Origin of the sequence: Streptomyces sp. NPDC093221 (assembly GCF_044753885.1) — a bacterium.
Taxonomy (GTDB): Bacteria; Actinomycetota; Actinomycetes; order Streptomycetales; family Streptomycetaceae; genus Actinacidiphila.
This window is the reverse complement of the sequence record NZ_JBIVOA010000010.1, coordinates 196,845-223,272: the sequence shown is the minus strand read 5'-3', so window position 1 is coordinate 223,272 and position 26,428 is coordinate 196,845. Positions and strand designations below refer to the sequence as shown.

Below are 26,428 nucleotides of genomic sequence, written 5' to 3'. Positions count from 1 at the left end.
GACAATGGCGGGGTGAACCCGTCCGCGCCCGGCGCCAACCTCCCCGCCCTCCGCAGCCACAACGCCGCGCTCGTCCTCGGCCTGCTCCGTACGGCCACGCTGTCGCCCGCCGACGCAGGCACGGACAGCGGCGGTACGGACAGCCGGGGTACGAGCGGCGGAGGCACGGACAGCGGGGGTACGAGCGGCGGCGGTACGAGCGGCGGCGGAACGGGCAGCGGCGGTACGGACGGCCGCGCGCGGGGCATCAGCCGCCTGGAGCTGGCCGAGCGGACCGGCCTCACTCCCCAGGCGGTCAGCAAGATCACCGCCCGGCTGCGGGCCGAGGGACTGGTCGAGGAGGCCGGGCGGCGCGCCTCGACCGGCGGCAAGCCGCGCACCGAACTGCGGCTCGTCAGCGGCGCCCGGCACGCCGTCGGCGTCCACCTCGACGGGGAACGGCTCACCGCCGTCCTCACCGACCTCACCGGCCGTACCGTCGCCGAACGCGAGGCGCCGCTGGACCTCGGCCTGCCCGTGGAGTCCGCGCTCGCCGCGATCGTCCACGAAGTACGGCTCATCGCCGCCCGCGCCCCCGGCGCCGTCCTCGGCGTCGGTGTCGGCATGCGCGGCCCCCTCGACCACCGCACCGGCACCCTCCACCGCGTCACCGGCTTCCCGCACTGGCAGGGCGTCCCGCTCCGCGCCCGCCTGGCCGCCGCCCTCGGCCTCCCGGTCGCCCTCGACAAGAACACCAACGCGGCGGCCCTGTCGATCCTGGCCGAGGCCGTCCCGGCGGGGACTGTTCCTGCCGGGACCGGGGAGGGCTCACCGCCCCCGGCCGCCGCCCCCGGCGGGTGGTCCGCACCGACGGAGTCCGCCCCTGCCCCCGTCACAGCCCCGGCCCCCGGAGCCGGTCGTCCCGCGTCCGGAGCCGGTCGTCCCGCGTCCGAAGCCGGCGGTCCCGCGACGGAGTCCGCCCCCGCCCCTGGCGGCGAGCCGCCGATGACGGCGGAGTCCGCAGCCGCCCGTCCCCGCCCCGCCGCAGGCGGCCCCCCGGCCTTCGCGTATCTGCACCTCGGGGCCGGGCTCGGCGCCGGGCTGGTGCTGGGCGGGGAGGTGTACCGGGGCGGGCGGACCGGGGCGGGGGAGTTCGGGCACCAGGCGGTGGAGCTGGGCGGGGTGCTGTGCGAGTGCGGCAACCGGGGCTGCCTGGAGGCGCTGTGCCTGGCGGCGGCCGGGCGCGGCGACACCGTGGGCGCGGCGCGGCTGCTGGGCGTCGGGGCGGCGAATCTGGTCGCGCTGCTCGACATCGACCGGGTGGTGCTGGGCGGCAGGACCGTACTGGCCGCGCCCGCCGTCTTCGCCGAGCAGGTAGCGGCCGTGCTGGCGGAACGCGGCCGGAGCGTGCCCGTGGGATTCGCCGCGGCGGGCCCCCGCGCGGTGGCCGAGGGCGCCGCCCTGCTCGTCCTGGCCCCGCTCTTCGGCAATGTCCTCACCCGCGCCTGACGCGTCCCCGCCCGCCCGTGAGCAGGGCTCCGGGACCGGGCACCCCGTCCGGTCTGCGAGGATCGGGCAATGGCCGACGCAGATCCGCAGAGCCCGATCCGGGCGGGCATCCCGGAGCACGGGCGGGTGCCGAAGTACTTCGCCGTCAAGACCCGCCTCGAAGTCGTGCTCGACGAGTTGGGCGAGGGCGGACTGCTGCCCACGGAGCGGGAGTTGGCGGCCCGCTTCGAGGTGGCGCGGGAGACCGTACGGCAGGCGCTGCGCGAACTGCTGATCCAGGGCCGGGTGCGCCGCAGGGGCCGCGGCACCGTCGTGGCCGGACCCAAGCTGGAACAGCCGCTGTCCACCGACAGCTACACCGAGGGCGTACGGCGGCAGGGCCGCGTCCCCGGCCGTAATCTGATCGCGCTGGAGCGGCTGCCCGCCGACCCCGGTCTCGCCGCCGAACTGCGGCTCGCGCCCGGCGACCCGGTGTGGCACATGGAGCGCGTGCTGCTCGCCGACGAGGAGCGGGTCGGCCTGGAGAGCACGTATCTCGCGGTGGCCCGACTGCCGCACCTGGAAAGGGACTTCGCGCCCGACACCTCCTTCTACGCCTTCCTGCGCGAGCGGATCGGCGTCGAGCCGGTCTCGGTGGACGAGCGGATCGAGACGGTGCTGGCCACACCGCGCGAGGCGCTGCTGATCGGTACGCCGCCCGCGCTGCCGATGCTGCTGCTGCACCGGTCGAGCCGGGACGAGGCGGGCGAGCCGCTGGAGCGGGTGCGGTCGCTCTACCGCGGCGACCGCTTCAGCTTCACCGTCCACATGGAGAAGAGCGACCGGCGGGGCTGAGGTCTCCGGTGGCCGACGCCCCCCTATTTAGTCACGGAACGATAACGGGTCTAGTCCAAGCTTGGAGACCTGTTCACCCGGACGTCGGTAGCCGGACGCGAGACGGCCACCCTCCGCCGCGAATCTCGACGGCGTGAGAGTCACTGTCGTAGGAGCCGGAGCGCTGGGCACGATGCATGCCTGGCACGCAGTCAACCGCGGCCACGAGGTCGTCCACCTGGAGCGCGAGCGGGAGGCCCGCGGCGCGTCCGTGCGCAACTTCGGCCTCGTGTGGGTCGGCGGCCGGGCGGCCGGTGCCGAACTGGAGACCGCGCTGCGCGCCCGCGAGCTGTGGGAGGGGATCGGCGCCCGCGTGCCCGGCGTCGGCTTCCGCGCCAACGGCTCGCTCACCGTGGTCCGCACCCCGGCCGAGCGGGCCGTCGCCGAGGACGCCCTGGGCCGCCCCGACGCCGCCGAGCGCGGCTACAAGTGGCTGTCGCCCACCGAGGTCGCCGCCCACAACCCGGCCCTGCGCGGCGAACTCCTCGGCGCCCTGCTCTGCGAGCGCGACGCCGCCGTCGAGTCGCGTGTCGCCCTGCCCGCCCTGCGCGCCCACCTCGAAGCGACCGGCCGCTACACCTTCGTCGCCGGCCGCGAGGTCCGCGACGTCGACACCGGCCTGGTCCGCGACGACCACGGCACGTCGTACGCCTCCGACAGCGTCGTCGTCGCCACCGGCGCCTGGCTGACCGGTCTCGTCAAGGAACTCGCGCCGAGCCTGCCGGTACGCAGGGTCCGGCTCCAGATGGCGCAGACCGACCCGCTCGGCGAACCGCTGACGACCTCCGTCGCCGACGCCGACAGCTTCCGCTACTACCCCGCCTACGACGGCGCCGCGCTCGACGCCCTGCGCGCGGGCCAGCCGCAGCCGCCGGTCGCCGCCGAGCACCGCATGCAACTGCTCATGGTCCAGCGCCTCGACGGCGGCCTCACCATCGGCGACACCCACGAATACGACGAAGCCTTCGCCTTCGACGTGATCGAGGACCCGTACGACCACCTGCTGGAACGGGCCGCCGAACTCCTCGGCCGCCCCCTGCCCAAGATCCGCCGCCGCTGGGCCGGGGTGTACGCGCAGTGCGCCGACACCACCCGGGTCGTCCACCGCGAGCAGGTACGCGACGGCGTGTGGCTGGTCACCGGCCCCGGCGGTCGCGGCATGACCTGCTCCCCGGCGATCGGCGAGGACACCGCGAACGAGATCGGCTGGTGAACGACATGACCGAGACCACGGCGGCTGCCGCCGCCCCCGCACCCACGGAGCCGGGACCCGCCGCCTCCGCCTCCGCCCCAGGCGATACGTCCGACCTGCGGCTCGTCGTCCTCGACATGGCCGGGACCACCGTCGCCGACGACGGGCTGGTCGAACTGGCCTTCTCACGGGCGGCCGAGGAGCTGGGGGTCGAGCCCGGCAGCGCGGACCACAGCGCCAAACTCGGCTACGTACGCGCCACGATGGGCGAGTCCAAGATCACCGTCTTCCGCGCCCTGTTCGGTGACGAGCGGGCGGCACGGCGCGGCAACGCGGCGTTCGAGACCGCGTACGCCGCACTCGTCGACGGCGGCCGGTGCGCGCCGCTGCCCGGCGCGCGCGAGACGATCGACGCGCTGCGCGAGGCGGGCCGCAAGGTCGTCCTGACCACCGGCTTCTCCCGCGTCACGCAGGACGCGATCCTCGACGCGCTCGGCTGGCGCGACGTCGCCGACCTCACCTTGTGCCCGGCCGACGCGGGCCGTGGCCGCCCCTACCCCGACATGGTGCTCACCGCGCTGCTGCGCACCGGCACCGACTCCGTCCGCCAGGTCGCGGTGGCCGGCGACACCGCCTACGACATGCTCAGCGGCGTCCGCGCGGGCGCCCCGCTGGTCGCGGGCGTCCTGACCGGCGCTCACACCGAGCCCCAGCTCATCGCCGCGGGCGCCACCCACGTCCTGGCCTCGATCGCCGAACTCCCCGCCGCCGTCGCCCGCCGGGAGACCCCGCGATGACCGCCGCCGACCACCCGGCGGCGGAGCCGACGCCCGCGCCCCCGCGCGCGGGCACGACCGGCCCCGCGGGCATCCGGTTCGCGCAGGTGACCGTCGCCTACCACGGCCAGACGGTGCTGGACTCGCTCGACCTGACCGTCGAGCGCGGGGAGGTCATGGCGCTGCTCGGCCCGTCGGGGTCGGGGAAGACGACGGCGCTGCGGGCGGTGGCGGGGTTCGTGCGGCCGGTCAGCGGGCGGGTGGTGATCGGGGGACGGGACGTGACGGACCTGCCGCCGTACCGGCGGGGCATCGGGATGGTGGTGCAGCAGTACGCGCTCTTCCCGCATCTGCGGGTGGACCAGAATGTGGCGTTCGGGCTCAAGGCGCAGAAGGTGCCGCGCGGCGAGGTGCCCGGGCGGGTGGCGGACGCGCTGGAGATGACCGGCATGGCCGCGTACGCCCGGCGCTATCCGCGGGAGCTGTCCGGCGGGCAGCAGCAGCGCGTGGCCATCGCCCGCGCGCTGGCGATCAGGCCGGGGGTGCTGCTGCTCGACGAGCCGCTGTCGGCGCTCGACGCGCAGCTCCGCTCCGGGATGCTCACCGAACTGGCCCGGCTGCACCGCGAGTTGCCCGAGGTCTCGATCCTGTACGTCACCCACGACCAGATCGAGGCGCTGACGCTCGCCGACCGTATCGCCGTCCTGGACAAGGCCAGGCTCCGGGACTGCGGCACCCCGCACGACCTCTACCGGCACCCGCGCACGGCCTTCACGGCCTCCTTCGTGGGCAACGCCAATCTGCTGAACGTCAGCGCGGGGGAGGACGGCGCCGTACGGCTGGCGGACACCACCCTCCAGGTGGCCGCGAGCGGCACGGACGGCCCGGCGCCTGGCGCCGAGGCGACGCTGTGCGTCCGCCCGCACGCGCTGCGGCTGGCCGCCGCATCCGGGGAAGGCGGCGGCAACGTCCTGCGCGGCACCGTCACCGCCGTGCAGTGGCGCGGCCACACGCACCGGCTGCTCGTCGCGGCGTACGGGCACGAACTGCGCGCCGACGTAGGGGACTTGCGGCAGCCGCCGCGGGCGGGCGACGAGGTCGGGCTGACCTTCGCGGCCGAGGACGCGGTGCTGCTGCCCGCGGGGCTCGGCGCGGGAGGTGTCGGCGTTGGCTAGGACGACGCAGGCGCCCCTCGTACCGGAGGCGAAGCCGGGCGCCACACCGGCCGCGAAGTCGGACGCCCCACCGGCCGCGCGCACCGCCACGTCCGCCGCGGACAAGGGCGGTTCGCGGCGGCTGACCGTGCCCGGCCCGCTCTGGGCCCTGCCGCCCCTGGCCGCGATCGGCTTCTTCTTCCTCTATCCGCTCTTCCTGGTCGGCAAGCAGTCCCTCTCACCGGACAGCGGCGGCCACTCCGTGTCCGCGTACACCGACGTGTTCACGGAGGAGTCGTTCCGCAAGGCGCTGTGGAACACCGTGTGGATCGCGGTCGGTTCGACCGCGGGCTGTCTGGTCCTCGGCTTCGTCCTGGCCCTGGTGATCGCTTTCGTGCCGTTCCCCGGCGGCAAGGCGCTCAGCCGCTTCATCGACATCTTCCTGGCCTTCCCCTCCTTCCTGATCACCCTCGCGCTGCTGTTCCTCTACGGCACCGTCGGCATGGCCAACGGCCTGTGGACGGACGTGACGGGCGGCGCGAGCGGCAGCGGCCCGATCGACTTCCTGCGCACACCGTGGGGCGTACTCCTGGCGGAGATCACGTACTTCACGCCCTTCGTGATGCGCCCGCTGCTCGCGGCCTTCTCCCAGGTGGAGACCGCCCAGTTGGAGGTCGCCTCGTCGCTGGGCGCGCGGGCGCCGCGGATCGTACGGCAGGTGATCCTCCCCGAGGCGCTGCCGTCGCTCGCGGCGGGCGGCAGCCTCGTCCTGGTCATGTGCCTCAACGAGTTCGGCATCGTGCTCTTCACCGGCGCCAAGGGCGTCACCACCCTGCCGATGCTCGTCTACAGCAAGGCGATCCTCGACGGCGACTACCCGGGGGCGTGCGTCGTCGCGGTCGTCGCCGTCGTGCTGTCGGTGACGCTCTACGGCCTCTACCGGGCCGCCGTGGCCCGTACCACCACCCTCGCAGGAGGCTTCACCGGAGGTGCCCGCCGTGCTGGTGCATAGCCGCAGCGGTCGCTGGACGGCCTGGGCCGTCTTCTTCGTCCTGTTCCTGCCGGTCTTCGCGCTGCCCTTCCTCGTCGTGCTGATGGCGTCCTTCGCCACCAACTGGAGCGGCGCCTTCCCGTCCCACCCGACGCTGACGCACTATCAGGACATCACCAAGGGCGACTCGGCGCACGCCCTGACCACCAGCCTGTGGACGGCGCTGGCCGCCAGCGTGCTGGCCCTGCTCGTCGGCGGCTGGGCGGCGCTCGCCGCCGAACGCCTGCGCGGCTGGCAACGGCGCCTGCTCGACACCCTGTTCATGCTGCCCGTCGCCGTGCCGTCCGTCGTGGTCGGCCTGTCCCTGCTGGTCGCCTTCTCCAAGCCGCCGCTGCTGCTCAACGGCACCCGCGAGATCGTGATCCTGGCCCACACCGTCCTGGTCACCGCCTTCGCCTACCAGTCCGTGGGCGCCGCGCTCGTCCGCCTCGACCCGGCGTACGAGCAGAGCGCCGCGAGCCTGGGCGCGCGGCCCGCGTACGTGCTGTGGCGGATCAGGCTTCCGCTGCTGCTGCCCTCGCTCACCGGCGCCGCCGGACTCTGCTTCGCCCTGTCCATGGGCGAGTTGAGCGCCACGATGATGCTCTACCCGCCCGACTGGCTGCCGCTGCCGGTCCAGATCTACGGTGCGACGAACCGCGGTTCGCTCTACTCGGGCGCCGCCCTGGCCGTCGTCCTCATGGTGACGACCCTGCTCGTCCTGCTCGGGATGTCCCGCGTCCGCACCCGGGCCTCCTACCGCTGACCCCCTTTTCCCCATTCTCCTTCCCGATTGACCACACCCAGCAAGGAGTTCGACCTGCCATGCGCAAGCGCAGCCCCATCACCCCGCTCACCGCCGTCGCCAGCACCCTCACGCTCGGTCTCGCCCTCGCCGCCTGCGGCGGCTCCTCCGACTCCGGCTCCGGTTCCTCGGACGGCAAGGCGTCCACCGAGGTCACCGTCTACAGCGCCGACGGCCTGCACAACGAGGCCGGGGACGGCTTCTACGACAAGGTGTTCAAGGACTTCACGGCGAAGACCGGCATCAAGGTCAACTACGTCGAGGGCGGCTCGGGCGAGGTCGTGCAGCGCGTGATCCGCGAGAAGTCCAACACCAAGGCCGACCTGATCGTCACGCTGCCGCCCTTCATCCAGCAGGCCGACGCCAAGGGGCTGCTGACCACGTACAAGCCCGCCGGTTCCGACACGGTCGACGCCGCCGACAAGGGCGCGGACGGCAACTGGACCTCGATCGTCAACAACTACCTGTGCTTCATCTACAACACCAAGGAACTGCCGACCCCGCCCAAGACCTGGAACGACCTGCTGGACGGCAAGTTCAAGAACAAGCTCCAGTACTCCACCCCCGGTGTCGCGGGCGACGGCACCGCCGTCGTCATCAAGGCCATGCACGACTTCGGCGGCCAGGCCCCGGCGATGGAGTACCTGAAGAAGCTCCAGGCCAACAACGTCGGCCCGTCCGCGTCCACCGGCCAGCTCGCCTCCAAGGTCGACAAGGGCGAACTGCTGGTCGCCAACGGCGATGTGCAGATGAACTACGCGGACCAGGCGACGATGCCGCACCAGGGCATCTTCTTCCCGGCCGCCGACGCCTCGGGCAAGCCGACCACCTTCGCGCTGCCGTACGCGGCCGGGCTGGTGAAGAACGCGCCGCACGAGGACGCGGCCAAGAAGCTGCTCGACTACTTCCTGACCACCGAGGTCCAGCAGCAGGTCTCCTCGATCGGCGGCGGCTTCGCGGCCCGCACCGACGTGACCGCGACCGACGCCAACGCCGCCAAGCTCAAGCAGATCATGTCGGGCGTGGACGTCTTCACCCCCGACTGGTCCGACATCGACGCCCACCTGACCGACTACGTGGACGCGTGGAAGACCGCCACCGGAAGCTGACTCCTGGCCGAGCGGCAGGTCACCGGTCAGCCGGCCGTTGGCTGACCGGAGGACCGCCGTGACGCGGCGGCCGACCAGCACGCGAGACGGCCGGGGCGGGTGCCATCCGCCCCGGCTACGCTGGTGAGTGAAGCCGTGGGCAGAAGCCGGCGTGCTGAGGCCGTGGGCTGAAGCCGGCGTGCTGAGGCCGTGCGCGGAAGCGGCGCGCGGATGCCGCGAGCGGATGCCCCGGGCGCGAGCTGTGCGAGGAACAGGAGAGCGGAACCCGTGTCGACACGCAGGCCCATCGAGTCGTGGCTCACCGACATGGACGGGGTGCTGATCCATGAGGGCACGCCCATCCCGGGCGCCGACGCCTTCATCAAGGGGCTGAAGGAGTCCGGCAAGCCCTTCCTGGTGCTCACCAACAACTCCATCTACACCCCGCGCGACCTGCACGCCCGGCTGACCCGCATGGGTCTCGACGTACCGGTCGAGAACATCTGGACGTCCGCGCTGGCCACCGCCAAGTTCCTGGACGACCAGCGCCCCGGCGGCACCGCGTACGTGATCGGCGAGGCGGGGCTGACCACCGCCCTGCACGACGTCGGCTACATCCTCACCGACACCGACCCGGACTACGTCGTCCTCGGCGAGACCCGCACCTACAGCTTCGAGGCGCTCACCAAGGCGATCCGGCTGATCAACAACGGCGCCCGCTTCATCGGCACCAACCCCGACGAGACCGGGCCGTCCCCCGAGGGCGTGCTGCCCGCGACCGGCTCCGTGGCCGCGCTGATCACCAAGGCCACCGGCAAGGACCCCTACTTCGTGGGCAAGCCCAACCCGCTGATGATGCGCGCCGGGCTCAACGCGATCGGCGCGCACAGCGAGACCAGCGCGATGATCGGCGACCGGATGGACACCGACGTGCTGGCCGGCCTGGAGTCCGGCATGACCACGTTCCTGGTGCTGACCGGCCTCACCGCGCCCGCCGACATCGACCGCCACCCCTTCCGCCCCTCGCGCGTCGTGAACTCGATCGCGGACCTCGTGTCGGAGATCTGAGCCCCGGCCCGCAGCCCCCAGCGCCGGCCCCCGAGCCGGCGCGCGGCCCCCGGAGCCCCGGGCCCGGGAAAGCCGAGCCGACACACCGATTCGTCACTCTCCGTAGAGCGTCCCTCACCCTGATGGACGATTGAGGCGCCCCTCGGGGTGCGGGCGGCGGCCGTCGCAGGGATGTTCGTAAGCACCGGGCGCGAGTCCCCGCTCCCGGACGAGCGGAGGTCTCCATGTTCGGTCTGAAACTGCCCGTCATCGCCGCAGCCGGTGCCGTCGGAGTGTTCGCGCTCGGTGGCGCCTCGGGGCTGCCCAGCCAGGCGATCGCCGACTCGGGCGGAGGGGGATCGTCGTCCTCTTCCTCCTCGTCGTCGTCCTCGTCCTCGTCGTCCAGTTCCTCGGACTCGATGGACGTGTCGCCCGCCAGCGTGGCGCCGGGTGGTGTCGTGAGCCTGCACCTGGAGACCTCCTGCAAGTCCGGCGGCAAGGCCCGCGCCAGCGCCGAGGTCTTCGTGGACACCGTCACCCTCGCCCCGGCGAGCGACGGCTCCCACTCGCTCGAAGGCACCGCGTTCATCAAGTCCGACGCGGTCGACGGCTCGTATGAGATCTCCGTCGAGTGCAACGGCTCCTCCAGTTCCGCGTCCGCGTCCGTGACGGTCACCGGCGCCAGCACCTCGCTGCCGATCGCGCCCGTCCCCGCGGGCGGCGGCGGTACCGCGCAGCTCGCGGCCGGGCCCGGCACGGCCGGTTCCGACACCAGCGCGCTGCTGGTCACCGGCGGCTTCGCGGCCATCGGCCTGGCGGGCCTCGTGATCCACCGGCGCCGCAGCTCCGACCGCGGCTGACCGGCATGGCGGAAGGGGCGGAGGCCGCGGGCGGCGGCGAGGACGGTCCACGGCCCGACAACAGGACCTGGACGACCGCGGCCGTCGCCCTCGTGCTGCTCGCGGCCTGGCTGTTCGGGCACGACGGCGGCGGCAGCGGCACGGAGGCCACCCCCGGCGGCCGGGCGCTGGCCGCCGCCGCTGCCGACCGCCCGCGCGAGGTCTACGCCCCCCACCTGCCGATGGCCGCCTCCACGCCGCTGCGCATCGACATCGCCTCGATCGGGCTGCACGCCAAGCTCGTCGGCCGCGGCCTGAAGGACGGCGCGGTCGACCCGCCGCCGTACGCCACCCCGGACGTCGCGGGCTGGTACCGCGACGGACCGTCGCCGGGAACGGCGGGCGCGGCGCTGATCGTCGGCCACGTCGACACCGAGACCCGCGCGGCCGTCTTCTACGGGCTGAGCACCGTCGAGCCGGGCGCGCTGGTGGAGGTGACCCGCGCGGACGGCACGGTCGCCGAATTCTCCGTCGAGGGCGTCGAGGTGGTGGAGAAGGACCACTTCGACGCCAACCGGGTGTACGGGTCCTCCGGGCGCCCGGAACTGCGGCTGATCACCTGCGGCGGCTCCTTCGACAAGGAGAAGCAGGCGTACTCGGCGAACGTCGTGGTCTTCGCGGCGCTGACCGGCAACCGCACGACCTGACGCACGCAGTACGACCTGACGCACGCTGTACGGCCCGAGGCGCGTGCGCCCGACGCACGTACGGCTCGACGCACGTACGGCCCGGCACGCCGACGGCCTGACGCGGGTGTCGAGACCCGCATCCCTCCCGGGGTGCGTACCGCGCCCGGCCGGTGGCTCGCCTCCCCCGCGAAGCCGCCCGGCCGGGCGCTCCTCACCCTCGGGCGCCTGGACTGCGGGAGGCGTCCGGCGCGGCCGGGGGAGTGGGGGGAACCGTAGGGGCGTGGGGCAGTTGGGTCCTGAAGCGGATGAGCACGGCGCCGTCCACGGCGTGGTGCACCTGGACCCCGTCGATCGTCACCGGGTGGGCCGCGGCCTCGGCGAGCCGCCTGCACAGGTCCCTGGCCTCGTCGCGGGCCGGTTCCGGCACCGGCTCCGCGCCGTCGCCGGGCAGCCCGTGGTCGTAGCCGTAGTCGGTGACCGCGACCGCGCAGTGCCCGCCGTCCACGCCCAGGGTGACGCGGTAGCGCCGGGCCAGGCTGTGGGCGACCAGGTAGGCGCACGCCAGTGAGGTGGCGTCGGTGATCAGGGCGCCGATCCCGCCGTACGGGCCGCCGAGCGTGTCGAGGGCGGCGCGGGTCATACGGGCCGCCAGTTCGTCGCTGCCGGGCAGGCGGCCGACGGAGAAGGTCCAGGACACGTCGAGCACCGGGCGGTCGGCTTCGCGTGGGGGGAGGTACGCGGATGCCGCGAGCTTGACCATGGGCAAACCAAGTCCTGGCGTCGTCGGGCCGTGCCTGAGCGGACGGGAGAGTACGGGTCTGAGCGCCGCGACCGGGGTCGCGGGCCGCGAAGTGCCCCACACCCTAGAACACCGAACTCCCGCGCACCAGAGGGAATATGACGGTTGGTTACACGTTCTCTACGCAATGCGACGTCACCGGCTGCGGCATGGGCGGCGTCACCGGCCGGGGCCCCCGCGCAGCTCCGCCGCGTCCACCGTGCTGTCGAGCAGGCCCTGCGCCAGGTCGGACAGCCGGATGCGGCGCGTCCTGGCGTGGCTGCGCAGCGCGGCGAAGGCGGCGTCCACGCTCACCTGCCAGCGCTCGGCGAGCAGCCCCTTGGCCTGCTCGACCAGGACCCGGCTCTCCAGGGCGGACTGGAGCTGGTCGGCGAGCTGTTCGCGCTGCCGTCTGACCCGGCGCTGGAGCACCCCGATGGTGGTGACGTCGGCGAGCGCCTGGGCCAGCTCGGCGTAGCCGTCGGGGAGCGGGCCGGGCGCCGTACGGAACAGCGTCAGGGCGCCGATGGTCTCCTCGCGCCAGCGCATGGGGACGGCGAGGACGGCGCCGTAGCCCGCGGCCAGCGCGGCCCCGGTGAAATCGGGCCAGCGGCCCGCCGCCGCGCCCAGCACGTCGGCGCGCACTGGCGCGCCCGCGCGGTGGCACTCCCGGCCGGGGCCCTCGGCGGCGACCAGCGCCCGTACGGCCTCGTCCGTGACCGCGACCACCTCAGGCTCCGCGCTCCCGCGCGATTCCGCCACCAGCAGCAGCCCGGCCGCCGCCGCCCCGAGCACCCCGACACACCGCCCGACCAGCACGTCCCCGACCGCGCCGCCCCCGTCGAGCGTGTCGGCCACGGCCACGAAGGCCGCCCCGAGCGCGGCGGCGTACGGCTCGGGCGCCGGGGAGTCGGCGGGAGCGCCGGGCCGGACACCGGAAGGGCCGCTCGTGGCGGGACCGTTCGAGGCCGGACCGTTCGAGGCGGGGCCGCTCGTGGCGGGACCCTTCGTGGGAGGGCCGGAAGGATCACCTGGCGCGCTGTGGCTCATTCTCGCTGCTCCCCGTTCGTGCCCGGCCCCCGTTGCCGGACTCGCAGCCGAGTATCCGCCGTCGGGTCGGCGCGGCGCCTCCGCCGTAGGTCGGAGACGGCGGAGCAGCGCGGGGCCTGCGGGGCGAGCGGGAACGCGGAGTCCGTCATACCTTGGCAATCGGTGGGCTCCTCCCGAGCACCGAGAGCCGAGTACCGAGCACCCGGAGCCGCCGACCCGAGAACCGCCGCGAGCCCAGCGCCCACGACCGAGAACCGGAAGCCACCACGTCCCACGGTCCGCCCGAGGAGGTCCGGATGCCCGTGCCCGATCCGAAGGGCGAGGCACTGCGCCCTGTGCCGCCCGCGAGCGCCGCGCCCGACCGGGTGGAGGAGTCACGGGCCACCGGCACACCGCAGGGCCTCAAGGCCGCGCTGACCGAGCTGCTGGGCGCCGACAAGGTCCTCACCGGCGTCTCCGACCTCGTGCGCTACGCCTCCGACGCCAGCCCGTACCGCTTCGTGCCGCAGGCCGTCGTCCTGCCCGAGAGCGCGCAGGACGTCGTCAGGCTGCTGGCCTACGCCCGCCGCGAGCGCCGCCACCTGGTCTTCAGAGCCGCGGGCACCAGCCTGAACGGCCAGGCGCAGGGCGAGGACATCCTGGTGGACGTGCGCCGCCACTTCAGCGGCGTCGAGGTCGAGGCCGACGGCGCGCGGGCCCGTATCCTGCCCGGCACCGTACTCGCGCGGGCCAACGCCACCCTGGCCCGGCACGGCCGGGTGCTCGGCCCCGACCCGGCCAGCGCCGTCGCGTGCACGGTCGGCGGAGTCGTCGCCAACAACGCGTCCGGGATGGCCGCGGGCACCAGCCGCACCTCGTACCGCACGGTCACCTCGATGACCGTCGTCCTGCCGTCGGGCACCCTCGTGGACACCGGCGACCCCGACGCCGACGCGGCGCTGGCCGCCGCCGAGCCCGAGCTGTGCCAGGGCCTGCTCGACCTGCGGGACGAGATCGAGGCCGACGAGGAGCTGACCGCCAGGATTCGCGCGAAGCACGCGATCAAGAACACCAACGGCTACCGGCTCGACGCCTTCCTCGACGCCGAGACGCCCGCGCAGATCCTGCGCGGTCTGATGGTCGGCTCGCAGGGCACCCTCGGCTTCGTCGCCGAGGCCGTCTTCGAGACGCTGCCGATACGCGCGGCGGCCACCGCCGCCCTGCTGTTCTTCCCGACGCTGCCCGCCGCCGCCGCGGCCGTGCCGCTGTTCAACCAGGCGGGGGCCGAGGCCGTCGAGCTGATGGACGGCAACACCCTGCGGGCCGCCGTGGGCGTGCCCGAGGTGCCCGGGGAGTGGGCCGTGCTGCCGCGCGAGACGACCGCGCTGCTGGTGGAGTTCCGGGCCGCCGACGACACGGAGCTGGCCGCGTACGAGCGGGCCGCCGTCCGGGTCTGCGACGACCTCGGCCTGGTCACGCCCGTACCGTCCGCGGACAACGCCTTCACCCGCGACCCGGCGCGGATCGCCGGCCTGTGGCGTATCCGCAACGCCTTCGTCGCGGCCGTCGGGAGCGCCCGCCCGTCGGGCACCACACTGATCACCGAGGACTTCGCCGTACCGCCGGAGCTGCTCGCCGACGCCTGCGCCGAGCTGCTGGAACTCCAGGAGCGGCACGGCTTCGACGCGGCCGTCGCGGGCCACGCCGCGCACGGCAATCTGCACTTCCTGCTGACCTTCGACGCGGCCGACCCCGCCGACGTGGAGCGGTACGCCGCCTTCATGGACGACTTCTGCCACACCGTCGTCGAGCGCTTCGACGGCTCGCTGAAGGCCGAGCACGGCACCGGCCGCAACATCGCGCCCTTCCTCGAACTGGAGTGGGGCGCGAAGGCCACCGCCCTGATGTGGCGGGTCAAGCGGCTGCTCGACCCGGACGGCGTCCTCGCCCCCGGCGTCGTCCTCGACCTGGACCCGCGCGGCCACCTGCGCGGCCTCAAGACGATCCCGGCCATCGAGGCCGTCGCCGACGCCTGCATCGAGTGCGGCTTCTGCGAGCCCACCTGCCCCAGCCGCGACCTGACCACCACTCCCCGACAGCGGATCGTGCTGCGCCGCGAGATGCTCCGCCAGCCGCCTGGCTCCCCGGTCCTCCAGGCGCTCCTGGACGCGTACGGATACGACGCCGTCGACACCTGCGCGGGCGACTCCACCTGCGCGCTGGCCTGCCCGGTCGGCATCGACACCGGCGCGATGATGCGGGACTTCCGGCACGCAGGGCACTCCCGTACCGAGGAGCGGGTCGCCGCCTCCGTCGCCACCCACTGGAAGGCCGCGGAACGCGCCGCCCGCGCCGCGGTGGCCGCCGCCGACGCGGTACGCGACCGGGTCGGCGACCGCCCGCTGACCGCGGGCACCGGCCTGGCCCGCAGGGCCGTACGCCCGGACCTGATACCCGAATGGCTCCCCGAGATCCCCGGCGCCGCCCCCCGGCTGCCCCGCACCGAGAAGGACGGCGCGACCGCCGTGTACTACCCGGCGTGCGTCAACCGCGTCTTCGGCGTCCCGGCCACCCGGTACGGGTCGCTGCCGCAGGCCGTCGTCAGCGTCTCCGCGCGGGCCGGCCGCCCGGTGTGGATCCCGGACGACGTCACGGGCACCTGCTGCGCCACCATCTGGCACTCCAAGGGCTACCTGGCGGGCAACGCGGTGATGGCCAACCGGATCGTGGAGGCGGCCTGGCTGTGGACCGGCGGCGGACGGCTGCCGATCGTGGTCGACGCCAGCTCCTGCACGCTCGGCCTGGCCCGCGACGTCGTGCCGTACCTCACCGACGCCAACCGTGAACTGCACGGCGAGCTGACCGTCATCGACTCCGTCGTCTGGGCCGCCGAGCACCTGCTGCCGCGGCTGACGGTCACCGACACCGTCGCGTCCGCCGTCCTGCACCCGACCTGCTCGATGCGGCACCTCGGCGACACCGGCGCGCTGGAGACCGTCGCGCGGGCCTGCGCCCGCGAGGTCGTCGTGCCCGACGACGCGGGCTGCTGCGCCTTCGCGGGCGACCGCGGGATGCTGCACGAGGAGCTGACCGAGGCCGCGACGCGCCCCGAGGCCGAGGAGGTCGCGGCGCGCGGCTACGACGCGTATCTGTCGGCGAACCGGATGTGCGAGCTGGGCATGGAACACGCCACGGGCGAGGCGTACGAGTCGGTGCTGATCGCGCTGGACCGCGCGACACGCGGCCTGCCGGTCACCCACGCGGCGCCCGCGCCGGACGCCCGGGACACGACGACAGCGGTCACACCGGATTGAGCGGCGGGTCCTGCGGGTGGGCCGGCAGGGGCCGTTGCTGGGGCGCGAGCAGCAGCAGGACCACGTCGTCGGTGAGCGAGCCGCCCGCGTGCTCCAGCAGGTCGCTGTAGACCCGCTCCACGGCGTCGTCCAGGTCGTACGAGGCACCGGCGACCAGGCGGCCGACCCGCTCGGCCAGCGGGTAGAAGGAGTTGTCCCGCGGGCTGCGCGCCTCGATCACCCCGTCGGTGCACAGCACCAGCACGTCGCCCGGCATGAGCGGCACCCGCCACGGGGTGGGCCCCTCGGCCACCATGTCGGCCAGGCCCAGCGGCAGCCATGGCTCGTTCGGGTACAGCGTCTCCACCTCGCCGTCCCGCGAGACCCGCAGCGGCGGCACATGGCCGTAGTGCAGCAGTTCCACGCTGTCCGGCTTGTCGAACTGCGCGAACAGCGCCGTGATGAAGTCCCCGCCGGTCACATGCCGGCCGACGCTGATGTCCACCCGGCGCGCCACCCGGTCGAGGCCGCCCTCGTCGAACGCGGCCTCGCGGAAGGCGCCGAGCACCACCGCCGAGGTCTGCACCGCGCCCAGGCCCTTGCCGCGCACGTCGCCGATCAGCGCCCGCACGCCGTACGGGGTGTCGAGCACCGCGTACAGGTCGCCGCCGATCTGCGCCGCGTCGGCCGCCGACACGTACCGCACGGCTAGTTGGATACCGCCCACGCGCGGGGCGGGCGGGCGCATCAGGGCGTGCTGGGCGGCCTCGGCGACGGAGGTGATGGCGCTGAACGCCTTCGCGCCGGTCTCGCGGCGCCAGGCGATGTAGATGCTGAAGAGGGTCACCGAGCCGTACGCGAAGACCTGGCCGAAGAACACGTCGTGATCGGGGATCTCGGCGATGCCGTCGTAGGGCGCGAGCGCCGCCTGGACGATCAGGCCCAGCACGCCGATGAACAGGGTCCGCCGCCAGTTGACGGTGATCGCGGCCAGCGGCGGCGCGGCGACGATGCCCGGCGTGATGAAGTGGTCCCGGCCCGCCGCGAGATCGGCGATCACGACCAGCGCGATGACCAGCAGGGGGAGCGACATACCCATACGTGACAGGTATTCGTCCTCCACATGCTGTAGCGCCCTGACCACGCGGACATTCTTCACACGGTGAACCTATCTGGCCTTTCCGGCCGGGTCAGCCGCTCGTCCAACTCGTCAAGGACCAGCCGGTCGCCGTCCACCTGGCCCGTGCGGTACGCCGCGCGGCCCACGATATGAGCCGCGACCGGCACAGTCATCAGCTGAAACGTGCCAATCAGTACCAGCGTTCCCAGATCCACCCAGGAACGCAACCGCAGGGCGACCCCGAGCAGCACCAACAGCAGCCCGAGCACCTGCGGCTTGGTCGCCGCGTGCATACGGGTGAGGGTGTCGGGCAGCTTCAGCAGCCCGACCCCGGCCACGAAGCTCAGCCCCGCGCCGAGCAGCAGGCACACCGCCGCGGCCCAGTCGCCCACCGCGGTCCAGCTCATCCGCCCGTCTCCTCACCGTCAGCGGCCGTGCCCTCCCGGCCGTCATCCCTTTTCGGCCGCTCGGTCCGCTCGGTCCGCTCAGGCCGCTCGGCCCCCTCGGGCTCCACCGGCCCTTCTGGCTCCCCTGACCCCGCCGGCTCCTGCCCGCCCGGCCGCTCCGGGGGCTCCGCGCCGCGCACCGCGATGAAGCGGGCGCTGGCCACCGAGCCGGTGAAGCCGAGGAAGGCCAGGACCAGCAGCACCGGCAGGGTGTACGGGGTGCGCGCCTCCGCGGCCCGCGCGCCGAGTCCGGCCACCACGACCGCCAGCAGCGCGTCCACCGCCACCGCCCGGTCCAGCATCGAGGGGCCGCGCGCCAGGCGGACGAAGACCATCACGCCGGAGGCGACCAGCAGGGCGAGCACCACCCCCGTCACCCAGTTCACGGCGCACCCGTACCCGGCTCGGGTGCCGTCAGGTCCGCGATCTCCGCGCGGGTGCCGAACGCCCGTACCACCAGCTGTTCCAGGCGTCTGACCTCGGCGCGGGCCTGGTCCGTGCCCGCGCTGTCGGAGCCCATGACGTGGACGAAGAGCGTGCCGGTGGAGCGCTGGATCTCCAGTACGGCGCTGCCCGGCACCGCGCAGACCGCCACGGCCGTCGCGGTCAGCATCAAGTCGCTGCGGGAGCGCAGCGGTACGGCGAGCACCGCGCAGGGCAGCGGCGACGGGGTGAGGATCTGCCAGACCGTACGCAGCCCGGCCACCGTCAGATCGGCCAGGAAGTAGGCGGCGAAGCGGACCAGGCCCACCGGGTGCAGCCGCAGTTCGAGTTCGAGCGGCGGGAGGGGGAAGGCCAGGCAGAGCACGACGCCGACGGCCAGGCCGGTCAGCACATTGCCCGCGGTGACCTTTCCCCACAGCAGCACCCAGACCACGGCCAGCCAGAGCACCAGCGGCCACTGGATTCTCCGCAGGGTACGCACCCGCCGAATGCTCGCAGACCGGACACGTGTGACGCGCCTACGACACGGGTGTCACGTTCCGGCCGTTGTGTTGCGCCGGGTGAACGTTCTGCGACAGCAGTGAGTACAGGGGTGGCTGGGACGGTTGGGGCTCCTTAGGGTCGCCGTGTACCTGCCACTCGGCCGCCGCCACCCGCCTCGCGGCGGCGGCCACTTGGCACCTGCCGCTTGTCGTTCACCGTGCTGGAGGACCCCTGTGCGTAAGAGAGTCATCGCGTCCACTGCCGCCGCCCTCGGCCTGCTGCTGGCGATCCCGGCGGCCGCTGCCGACACGGGGCCGGGCGCGCCCGGCATCGGCGACCCGTACTACCCGACCTACGGGAACGGCGGCTACGACGTCTCCCACTACGACCTGAACCTCGACTACCAGCCCAGCACCGACCTGCTGTCGGGCACCGCCGTCATCACGGCGACCGCCACCCAGGGACTGACCAGCTTCGACCTGGACTTCGCGCTGACCGTCAGCCGGGTCACCGTCGACGGGAAGCCCGCCGCCTTCGCCACCAGCGGCGAGCAGGAACTGGTCATCACCCCCGCCAGGCCGATCGCCAAGGGCCACCGGATCACCGTCGCCGTCACGTACTCGGGCGTCCCCTCCACCGTGAAGCGCTACGGCTTCACGTCGTGGCAGCGCACCCCGGACGGCGCAGTCGCCGCCAACGAACCCGAATCCGCGTGGTGGTGGTTCCCCAGCAACGACCACCCGGCCGACAAGGCCACCTACGACGTGCGCGTCAAGGTCCCCGACGGCGACCAGGCGATCAGCAACGGGCTGCTGGTCTCGCGGAAGTCCGAGGACGGCCGGACCAGCTACCACTGGCGCGAGACCAAGCCGCAGGCCACATACCTCACCACGCTGGCCGTCGGCCACTTCGACATCACGCACAGCCGCACCCGCACCGGCGTCCCGGTCATCAACGCGTACAGCGCCGACCTCCCCGCGGCCACCGCCGCCAACGCCCGCGCCAGCGTGGAGCGGACCGCCGAGATCGTCGACTTCCTCAGCGGCTGGTTCGGCCCCTACCCCTTCGACGCGGCCGGCGGCTACGTGCCCAACGTGACCTCGCACTTCGCGCTCGAAGCGCAGACCCGCGTCTTCTACAGCCCCAGCTCCTTCGCCACCAAGGCCAACACCAACGTCGTCTCGCACGAACTGGCCCACCAGTGGTGGGGCGACGACGTCTCGCTGGAACGCTGGTCCGACATCTGGCTCAACGAGGGCTTCGCCAGCTACGCCCAGTTCCTGTGGGCCGAGCACGAGGGCACCGGCACCCCACAGCAGCTCGCCCGGGACATCTACGACGCGCACCCCGCCGACGACCCGTTCTGGACGGTCAAGCCGGGCGACCCCGGCCCCGACAACCAGTTCGACGACGCCGTCTACGACCGCGGCGCCGTCGCCATCCAGGCGCTCCGCGACACCATTGGCGACCGCGACTTCCGCACCCTGCTCAAGGCGTGGCCCGCCCTGCACCGCTACGGCAACGCCACCATCGCCGACTTCCAGCGGCTCGCGGAGCGGATCTCCGGGCAGCGCCTCGGCACCTTCTTCCAGACCTGGCTCTACACCCCCGCCAAGCCCGCGGTCTTCCCCTCGGCGCCGTGAGGCACCATTGACCGGTGGACACGCCGACGGGTGAGACGAGTGAGCTGCGGGCCGACTGCGGCAACTGCTTCGGGCTGTGCTGCGTGGCCCTCGCCTTCACCCGCTCCGCGGACTTCGCCGCGGACAAGGCCGCCGGGGAGCCCTGCGGGCACCTCGGCGGCGACCACCGCTGCGGCATCCACCGCGAACTGCGGGGCCGCGGCTACCGGGGCTGCACCGTCTACGACTGCTTCGGCGCGGGCCAGAAGCTCTGCCGGATCACCTTCGGCGGGCAGGACTGGCGCGACGCCGCCGACGGGGGGCGGTCGATGTTCGCGCTGCTGCCGGTCGTCCGCCAGCTCCACGAACTCCTCCGCTACCTCGGCGAGACACTGGCGCTGCCTTCCGCCCGGCCCGTGCACGCCGCCGCAGAGGCGGCCGTCGCCCGGATCTCCGGGCTCACCCTCGGCACCCCCGACGCCCTGCTCGCCCTCGACGTCGCCGCCGAGCGCGCGCCCGTCAACGAGATCCTGCTCCGCGCCAGCGCCCTGGCCCGCGCCGGCACCCCCGGCCGCGACCGGCGCGGCGCCGACCTCATCGGCCGCGGGTTCCGCGGGGCGGACCTGCGCGGCACCGACTTCCGCGGGGCCTATCTGATCGCCGCCGACCTGCGGCGGGCCGACCTGCGCCTCGCCGATCTCATCGGTGCCGATCTCCGCGACGCCGATCTGCGCGGGGCGGATCTGCGCGGGGCCCTCTTCCTCACCCCGCCCCAACTCACCGCCGCCCGCGGCGACTCCACCACCGTCCTTTCGCCAGGTGCCCCGCCCCGCCCCTCCCACTGGACCTGACGCCCGGGGCAGGACGCGCCCCGTCGGGGGCATGGGGAACCGCGCGCTCAATTACCGCGTTCCCGCGGGTCACCACCCGCCCCGGCGGGGCAGTCCGGTTGTCTCCGGACCACCGGCCGGTGGGGACCGTCAGTGGCGGAGGACCGCCGAGACGTACGGGGTTCGGGACAGGAGCTCGCTCGCGGAGCGATCGGCGAGGCCGGTGAGGGGCCCGGCCAGGACGGTGAACGACAGACCGAGCGCGACCATGGCGCAGGTGGCGAGAAGCATCGGCGCGGGGAGGGCCGCCGTGGTGGTGATGGGCCGCCCGCTGAGGGACGCGGCGTGGGCGGCCCCGGCGGGCAGCGGCACGGCGGTCGCCCCGGAGTCCTCCCCGGGCGACGGGGGCGACGGGGGCGCGGGTGCCGGCCCCGAGCCGCCCTCCTCCGCGTCGGCGGAGTCCTCGTCGGATTCCAGGACGGTGCCGTCCTCGCACAGATCGGGCGGGGCGGCACGCCAAAAGGCCAGGTTCCAGACCTTCGCCAACGCGTACAGCGTCAGCAGGCTGGTGGCGATGCCGCCCGCGACCAGGACGTACGCCCAGCCGCCCCCGTTGGCGATGCCGGCGCGCAGCAGGCCGAGTTTGCCGAGGAAACCGGACAGCGGCGGAATACCGGCGAGGTTCATGGCGGGGACGAAGAAGACGACGGCGAGCAGCGGCGAGATCCGGGCCAGGCCGCCCAGCCGCAGCAGATCCGTCGTGCCGCCGCGCCGTTCGATCAGCCCCGCGACGAGGAAGAGCGTGGTCTGCACGGTGATGTGGTGGGCCACGTAGAAGACGGAGCCTGCGATGCCGCCGCGTGAGGCGAGCGCGATACCGAAGACCATGTACCCGATGTGGCTGACCAGCGTGAAGGACAGCAGCCGCTTGAGGTCGGTCTGGGCGACCGCGCCCAGGATGCCGATCACCATCGACAGCAGGGCGACCAGCATCAGCGGGTCGGCGAGCCGCCCGCCGGGGAACAGCAGCGTCTGGGTCCGCAGTATCGAGTAGACGCCGACCTTGGTGAGCAGACCGGCGAAGACGGCGGTGACCGGCGCGGGCGCGGTCGGGTACGAGTCCGGCAGCCACGCCGCCAGCGGGAAGACGGCGGCCTTGATGCCGAAGACGGTCAGCAGCGCCAGTTGCAGCAGCAGCCGTACGCCGGAGGGCAGTTCGGCCAGCCGCCCGGCGAGCAGCGCCAGATTCACCGTCCCGGCCGCCGCGTAGACCATCCCGATCGCGACGAGGAACAGCACCGACGACAGCAGCGACACCACCACGTACGTGGCGCCCGCCCGCATGCGGGCCGCCGTACCGCCGAGCGTCAACAGCACATAGCTGCTGGTCAGCATGATCTCGAAGCCGACATAGAGGTTGAACAGGTCGCCCGCGAGGAAGGTGTCGCAGACCCCGGCGACCAGGATCAGATACGCCGGGTGGAAGACGGACAGCGGTGTCGCCGCGTCCTGGTCGGCCATGCCCTGGCCGATCGAGTAGATCAGCACGCACAGCGTGACCGCGGCCGACACCACCAGCATCAGCCCGGACAGCCGGTCGGCGACCAGCGTGATGCCGACCGACGCGGGCCAGGTGCCGGTGTGCATGACCTGCGGCCCGTCCCGGTCGGCGGCCACCAGCAGGGCGAGCGACGCGCCGAGCACCGCGCACAGCACGCCCGCGCTGATGAACCGCTGCGTACGCGGCAGCCGTTGGCCGATCGCCAGCTTCACCCCGGCCGCGAGCAGCGGCAGCGCCACCGGCAGCGGCAGCAGGTCGGACGCGGTCACCGGTCGGCCCCCAGTACGTGGTCCCACACCTCGTCGTCGAGGTCCTCGGTCTCCTCCGCGCGGGCCTGCCGCACCCGGTCCGCCCGCAGCACGGCCCGCAACTCCGCCCGCGTGCCCTCGTGTTCTGCGCGCAGCGCGATCCGGATGTCCTCGACGTCGTCCTGCACGTCGTCGTTCCCCGACAACTGCCAGCTCCGGTACGCCATCGCCAGCAGGAACGCCGTCAGCGCCAGCGTGATGACGATCGCGGTGAGCGCCATCGCCTGCGGCAGCGGGTCGGTGACGTCCTTCGGGTCGGTGCCCGGATACAGCAGCGGCGGCTTCCCCGCCTTGCCCGACGTGGCGAGCACCAGCAGATTCGCCCCGTTGCCGAGCAGCACCGCGCCCAGCAGGATCCGGGTCAGCGGTCTGGACATCAGCAGCGCGGTGCCGCAGCCGAACAGCACACCGCCCACCGCGATGAGCGCGATCGTCGCCTTCACGTGACCTCCCTCTCCCCGCGGCCGTCCCGTTCGATCTGGAGGTCGATCTCGGCGCCCAGGCCGCGCAGCACGTCCAGGACGACGCCGAGCACCAGCAGGTAGACCCCGAAGTCGAAGAGCACCGGGCTCGCCAGATGGACCGAGCCGAACAGCGGCAGCCGCGCGTGGTACGTGCCCGCGTCGAGCACCGCGCGCCCGAACACCAGCCCGCCCAGGCCCGTACCGACCGACACGACCAGGCCCGCGCCCAGCAGGAAACCGGCGTCCACCGGGGCCGCGGCGGCCAACTCGTACCGCCCGCCCGCCAGATAGCGCACCACCAGCGCCAGGCCCGCGACGAGCCCGGCCGTGAAGCCGCCGCCGGGCAGATTCTCCGCGCTGAACAGCAGGTAGAGGGAGAGCACCAGGATCGGGTGGAAGGTCAGCCGGGCCACCACCTCGAAGACCACCGAGCGGCGCTCCTGCGCAAGGGTGCCGCTCGCGGACAGCCAGGTCCGCTCGGGGGCCAGTGACGCCGGGCCCGGCGCCTCGCGCGGCCCCGCCCGCCATACGGTGCCCGGCTCCTCGCCGTCCGCTGCCCGTGGCAGCGAGCCCGCGCGGCGGCGCAGGAACAGCAGACTCGTCACGCCGACCGCGGCGACCGCCAGCACCGCGGACTCGCCCATCGTGTCCCAGGCGCGCAGATCCACCAGGATCGTCGCCACCACGTTCTTCACGCCGTCGTGCTCGGTCGCCTCGATCAGCGCGGCGCGGGCGTCGCTCGCCCGGCGGGCCGCCGCCGTCAGATACGTCAGGCCCGCGACGAGGGCGCCCGCGGCGGCGCCCACCGCGTAGTTCGCCGCGCGACGGCGCGGGGCGGTGCGCGGGAAGCGCGCCGGGAGGCGGCGCAGCACCAGCACGAACACCACGATGCTGGCCGTCTCCACGGTGAACTGCGTCAGGGCCAGGTCGGGGGCGCCCTGGAGCACGAACAGCACCGCCGTGCCGTAGCCCGTGGTGCCCGCCAGCACCACCGCCTTCATCCGCAGCCGGGCCGTCACGCACAGCACCGCCGCCGCCATCACCGCGACCGCCACGGCGGCCTGCGCCGCGTCGTCCGCCAGGCGGGGGCCGCCGCCGGGAGTGTGCCAGGGGGCGTCGTGGACCAGGGCGTACGACTCGGTGCCGGTGAACACGAGGAGGGCGGTGGTCAAGTAGACCGCGAGGGAGCCGCGTTGCACCGTGCCGGTGAGCTGGAGGGCGAACCATTCGGTGCCGCGGATCATGCGGGCGAAGGCCGCTTCGGCGGTGGGGAGGGCCGTTTTCCGGGCGAGCCGGATCAGGGGGGTGTTCGCCGCGAAGAGGGCTGCGCCCAGGGCCCAGGCGACCAGGGACAGGGCCAGGGGGGTGCCCCAGCCGTGCCACAGCGCCAGGTGGTACGGCGTGGCGCCGTCCGCTTCCGGTACGGAGTGGGCGTACTGCCCGAGCAGCGGTTCGAGGTGGGTGACGTAGGGGCCGAGGACCGTCCCGGCGAGTGCCAGCGTTCCTACGGGCACCGCCTTTTCCCAGCCCTTCAGGTGTGGGCCTGCCGTGTGTGGGCGGGGTGTGTGTGCGCTGGCCGTGTGGGCGGCTCCCGTGCGTGGGCGGGTCGGTCCCGGGCCGGGGTACCTCCTCGAGCTGCGTGCTGCCTGCTCCTGCGCATCCGTCGCCGCCCTGTCGGCACGCAAATCTGCGGGGGCACCCCGGCCCGTCCCCTCCGGTACGTCGGCGGCTGCGGGGGGAGGGGCGGCAGGGGGCTCGCTCGCGCTTGACGGTGCCTCGCGGACCGCCTCGCTCGGTCCGAAGGCGCCCCACAGGAAGCGCAGGGTGTATGCGACGGTCAGGGCGGAGCCGAGGACGGACAGGGAGAGGGGGAGGGGGGTCAGGGCGTCGAAGGCGGCTTCTTTGGCGGGGAAGCCGAGGAAGGGGGGGAGGCCGGTCATGGAGGCGGCGGCGAGGGTGGCGGCGGCGCACAGGAGGGGGGAGGTGCGGGCCAGGCCCGACAGGCGGCGGATGTCGCGGGTGCCGGTGGTCTGGTCGACGGCGCCGACGACGAGGAAGAGGGCGGCCTTGAAGAGGGCGTGGGCGAACAGGAGGGTGACTCCGGCGAGAGCGGCGTTGTGGGAGCCGGTGCCGACCAGGGCGGTGAGGAAGCCGAGTTGGCTGACGGTGCCGTAGGCGAGGATCCGTTTGAGGTCGAATTCGCGCAGGGCGCGCCATCCGCCGAGGAGCATGGTGGCCAGGCCGAGGCCGACGGTGAGGGCGCGCCAGGGGCCGACGGGGGCGAAGGCGGGGGAGAGGCGGGCGACGAGATAGACACCGGCCTTCACCATGGCCGCCGCGTGCAGGTAGGCGCTGACGGGGGTGGGCGCGGCCATCGCGCCGGGCAGCCACAGGCTGAAGGGCCACACGGCGGACTTGGACAGGGCGCCCGCGAGGACCAGGACGAGGGCGACGCGTACGGCGGGACCGGTGGCGGGCGGGTGGGCGATCAGTGCGGACAGCCGGTAGGTGCCCGCGAGGTGGCCGAGCATCAGCAGCCCGACGAGCATGGCGAGGCCGCCCGCGGTGGTGACCACCAGGGCCTGGAGGGCGGAACGCCGGTTGGCCTTCTTCTCGGCGCTGTGGCCGATCAGCAGGAAGGACAGGACGGTGGTCAGCTCCCAGAAGACGTACAGGAGCATCAGGTCGTCGGCCAGGACGAGGCCGAGCATGGCGCCCGCGAAGGCGGTCAGGGTGCCCGCGAAGCCGCCGAGTCCCGGCTCGTCGTCGCGGAAGTACCCGGCGCAGTAGACCAGGACGAGGGCGCCGACGCCGCCCGCGAGGACGGCGAGCAGCAGGCTCAGCGCGTCGAGGCGCAGCGCGATCTCCAGGTCGAGGGCGGGGGCCCAGTGCCAGGTCTGTTCGCGCACCCGGCCGTTGGCGACCGCGTTCCACTGGAGGGCCGCCCAGACGGCGGTCGCGGCGGGCGCGGCGGCGAGCACGAGGAAGGCCCGGCGGCCCCACCACCGCGTGAACACCCCCGCGAAACCCGCCAGCACGAAATGACCCACGATCAGCCCCAGCACGGGC

General features: G+C 73.7%; 23 protein-coding genes. 14 read left to right on the top strand and 9 right to left on the bottom strand.

Annotated features, from left to right (window positions below):
- Window positions 1-12 precede the first annotated feature (12 nt).
- The 11 genes from ACIQCJ_RS30820 to ACIQCJ_RS30770 all read left to right on the top strand — a co-directional run bounded on the left by ACIQCJ_RS30820 (window position 13) and on the right by ACIQCJ_RS30770 (window position 10,999).
- A complete protein-coding gene (locus ACIQCJ_RS30820) occupies window positions 13-1,488 on the top strand; it encodes an ROK family protein (RefSeq protein ID WP_402713172.1) in 1,476 nt (491 codons plus the stop codon).
- Between the two features lie 69 nt (window positions 1,489-1,557).
- Window positions 1,558-2,322, top strand: coding sequence for a GntR family transcriptional regulator (locus tag ACIQCJ_RS30815; RefSeq protein ID WP_355343149.1), 765 nt, complete (start codon window positions 1,558-1,560; stop codon window positions 2,320-2,322).
- Window positions 2,323-2,455: 133 nt separating this feature from the next.
- On the top strand, window positions 2,456-3,574 hold the full coding sequence (locus ACIQCJ_RS30810) for a TIGR03364 family FAD-dependent oxidoreductase (RefSeq protein ID WP_402713171.1): 1,119 nt from the start codon (window positions 2,456-2,458) through the stop codon (window positions 3,572-3,574).
- A gap of 5 nt (window positions 3,575-3,579) precedes the next feature.
- The gene (locus ACIQCJ_RS30805) at window positions 3,580-4,350 is read left to right on the top strand and encodes a phosphonatase-like hydrolase (RefSeq protein ID WP_401304890.1); all 771 of its coding nucleotides are present in this window, start codon (window positions 3,580-3,582) and stop codon (window positions 4,348-4,350) included.
- Complete coding sequence (locus ACIQCJ_RS30800; protein ID WP_402713170.1) at window positions 4,347-5,504, top strand: ABC transporter ATP-binding protein; 1,158 nt, start codon at window positions 4,347-4,349, stop codon at window positions 5,502-5,504. Before ACIQCJ_RS30805 ends, ACIQCJ_RS30800 begins: the two co-directional genes overlap by 4 nt.
- Complete coding sequence (locus tag ACIQCJ_RS30795; RefSeq protein ID WP_402713169.1) at window positions 5,497-6,495, top strand: 2-aminoethylphosphonate ABC transporter permease subunit; 999 nt, start codon at window positions 5,497-5,499, stop codon at window positions 6,493-6,495. Before ACIQCJ_RS30800 ends, ACIQCJ_RS30795 begins: the two co-directional genes overlap by 8 nt.
- Window positions 6,482-7,279 (top strand): ABC transporter permease, encoded by a 798-nt coding sequence (locus tag ACIQCJ_RS30790; protein ID WP_402713168.1) that lies wholly within the window; start codon window positions 6,482-6,484, stop codon window positions 7,277-7,279. The genes ACIQCJ_RS30795 and ACIQCJ_RS30790 overlap by 14 nt, the downstream gene beginning before the upstream one ends.
- 59 nt (window positions 7,280-7,338) lie before the next feature.
- The gene (locus tag ACIQCJ_RS30785; protein ID WP_402713167.1) at window positions 7,339-8,427 is read left to right on the top strand and encodes a 2-aminoethylphosphonate ABC transporter substrate-binding protein; all 1,089 of its coding nucleotides are present in this window, start codon (window positions 7,339-7,341) and stop codon (window positions 8,425-8,427) included.
- A gap of 267 nt (window positions 8,428-8,694) precedes the next feature.
- Window positions 8,695-9,474: an HAD-IIA family hydrolase gene (locus ACIQCJ_RS30780; protein ID WP_355343169.1), complete on the top strand. Its 780-nt coding sequence runs from the start codon at window positions 8,695-8,697 to the stop codon at window positions 9,472-9,474.
- A 224-nt stretch (window positions 9,475-9,698) separates the two neighbouring features.
- On the top strand, window positions 9,699-10,313 hold the full coding sequence (locus ACIQCJ_RS30775) for a hypothetical protein (protein WP_391163940.1): 615 nt from the start codon (window positions 9,699-9,701) through the stop codon (window positions 10,311-10,313).
- 5 nt (window positions 10,314-10,318) lie between these two features.
- Entirely contained in the window at window positions 10,319-10,999 is a 681-nt protein-coding gene (locus tag ACIQCJ_RS30770) for a class F sortase (protein ID WP_402713166.1), read from the top strand.
- Window positions 11,000-11,192: 193 nt separating this feature from the next.
- Here ACIQCJ_RS30770 and ACIQCJ_RS30765 read toward each other — a convergent pair whose 3' ends face one another.
- Window positions 11,193-11,741 carry a hypothetical protein gene (locus tag ACIQCJ_RS30765; protein ID WP_355343174.1) on the bottom strand — a complete coding sequence of 183 codons (549 nt, stop codon included), beginning with the start codon at window positions 11,739-11,741 and terminating at the stop codon, window positions 11,193-11,195.
- Between the two features lie 198 nt (window positions 11,742-11,939).
- Complete coding sequence (locus ACIQCJ_RS30760) at window positions 11,940-12,809, bottom strand: ANTAR domain-containing protein (protein ID WP_402713165.1); 870 nt, start codon at window positions 12,807-12,809, stop codon at window positions 11,940-11,942.
- A 296-nt stretch (window positions 12,810-13,105) separates the two neighbouring features.
- On the opposite strand from ACIQCJ_RS30760, the gene ACIQCJ_RS30755 reads away from it, so the two are divergent.
- Window positions 13,106-16,102, top strand: a complete 2,997-nt coding sequence (locus ACIQCJ_RS30755) for an FAD-binding and (Fe-S)-binding domain-containing protein (RefSeq protein ID WP_402713164.1) — start codon at window positions 13,106-13,108, stop codon at window positions 16,100-16,102.
- Here the strand turns inward: ACIQCJ_RS30755 and ACIQCJ_RS30750 are convergent.
- The 4 genes from ACIQCJ_RS30750 to ACIQCJ_RS30735 are packed head-to-tail and all read right to left on the bottom strand — an operon-like array spanning window position 16,089 to window position 18,572.
- The gene (locus ACIQCJ_RS30750; protein ID WP_355343183.1) at window positions 16,089-17,240 is read right to left on the bottom strand and encodes a PP2C family protein-serine/threonine phosphatase; all 1,152 of its coding nucleotides are present in this window, start codon (window positions 17,238-17,240) and stop codon (window positions 16,089-16,091) included. The two genes, ACIQCJ_RS30755 and ACIQCJ_RS30750, sit on opposite strands and share 14 nt — an antisense overlap.
- The gene (gene mnhG / locus ACIQCJ_RS30745) at window positions 17,237-17,608 is read right to left on the bottom strand and encodes a monovalent cation/H(+) antiporter subunit G (RefSeq protein ID WP_355343185.1); all 372 of its coding nucleotides are present in this window, start codon (window positions 17,606-17,608) and stop codon (window positions 17,237-17,239) included. The genes ACIQCJ_RS30750 and mnhG overlap by 4 nt, the downstream gene beginning before the upstream one ends.
- Window positions 17,605-18,033 (bottom strand): monovalent cation/H+ antiporter complex subunit F, encoded by a 429-nt coding sequence (locus ACIQCJ_RS30740; protein WP_402713163.1) that lies wholly within the window; start codon window positions 18,031-18,033, stop codon window positions 17,605-17,607. The genes mnhG and ACIQCJ_RS30740 overlap by 4 nt, the downstream gene beginning before the upstream one ends.
- Complete coding sequence (locus ACIQCJ_RS30735; RefSeq protein ID WP_355343191.1) at window positions 18,030-18,572, bottom strand: Na+/H+ antiporter subunit E; 543 nt, start codon at window positions 18,570-18,572, stop codon at window positions 18,030-18,032. The genes ACIQCJ_RS30740 and ACIQCJ_RS30735 overlap by 4 nt, the downstream gene beginning before the upstream one ends.
- Window positions 18,573-18,807: 235 nt before the next feature.
- Between ACIQCJ_RS30735 and ACIQCJ_RS30730 the strand changes: the two genes are divergently transcribed.
- Together ACIQCJ_RS30730 and ACIQCJ_RS30725 are read left to right on the top strand one after the other, a co-directional pair.
- A complete protein-coding gene (locus tag ACIQCJ_RS30730) occupies window positions 18,808-20,217 on the top strand; it encodes a M1 family aminopeptidase (RefSeq protein WP_391047049.1) in 1,410 nt (469 codons plus the stop codon).
- A 14-nt stretch (window positions 20,218-20,231) separates the two neighbouring features.
- Window positions 20,232-21,047, top strand: coding sequence for a pentapeptide repeat-containing protein (locus ACIQCJ_RS30725; RefSeq protein WP_402713162.1), 816 nt, complete (start codon window positions 20,232-20,234; stop codon window positions 21,045-21,047).
- 129 nt (window positions 21,048-21,176) lie between these two features.
- Here the strand turns inward: ACIQCJ_RS30725 and ACIQCJ_RS30720 are convergent, their stop codons facing one another.
- From ACIQCJ_RS30720 to ACIQCJ_RS30710, 3 genes are read right to left on the bottom strand one after another with little or no spacing between them, the layout of a single operon-like run.
- Window positions 21,177-22,856 (bottom strand): Na+/H+ antiporter subunit D, encoded by a 1,680-nt coding sequence (locus tag ACIQCJ_RS30720; protein WP_402713161.1) that lies wholly within the window; start codon window positions 22,854-22,856, stop codon window positions 21,177-21,179.
- Window positions 22,853-23,338, bottom strand: a complete 486-nt coding sequence (locus ACIQCJ_RS30715; protein WP_355343203.1) for a Na(+)/H(+) antiporter subunit C — start codon at window positions 23,336-23,338, stop codon at window positions 22,853-22,855. The genes ACIQCJ_RS30720 and ACIQCJ_RS30715 overlap by 4 nt, the downstream gene beginning before the upstream one ends.
- A complete protein-coding gene (locus ACIQCJ_RS30710) occupies window positions 23,335-26,424 on the bottom strand; it encodes a Na+/H+ antiporter subunit A (RefSeq protein ID WP_402713160.1) in 3,090 nt (1,029 codons plus the stop codon). The genes ACIQCJ_RS30715 and ACIQCJ_RS30710 overlap by 4 nt, the downstream gene beginning before the upstream one ends.
- Window positions 26,425-26,428 lie beyond the last annotated feature (4 nt).